This window comes from Streptomyces sp. 130, assembly GCF_007096885.1.
Taxonomy (GTDB): Bacteria; Actinomycetota; Actinomycetes; order Streptomycetales; family Streptomycetaceae; genus Streptomyces.
Map to the genome: position 1 here is coordinate 1 of NZ_VJNO01000139.1, position 329 is coordinate 329.

Here is a 329-nt window from a genome sequence, read left to right on the forward strand (position 1 = left end):
TGGAGGAGGATCTGCTCGGTCCCCGGGCCGGGGAGGCGATGTGGACCAGCAGTGGTGAGGCGCTTTCGCCCGCCACGGCACGCCGTTTCCTGCAGGCATTTCCCGACGCGCGGCTCCTGAATTCGTACGGTTTCTCCGAGGCCAGCGCCGACAGCGTCTGGACCCGTATCAGTGCCGGCGACTTGGAACACGGCGCTCTCCCCATCGGACGGCCATTGCCGAATACGCAGGTCTATGTGCTGGATTCGTTGTTGCGTGTGGTTCCGCCGGGTGTTGTGGGTGAGCTTTATGTGGCGGGTGTGGGTTTGGCGCGTGGGTATCTGGGTCGT

The 329-nt window shown here is 64.4% G+C and carries 1 protein-coding gene; it reads left to right on the top strand.

Features of this window, described 5'->3' with window-relative positions; genetic code table 11:
* Window positions 1–329: AMP-binding protein (locus FKN01_RS32355; RefSeq protein ID WP_143626201.1), on the top strand; the 329-nt coding region annotated here is incomplete at both ends.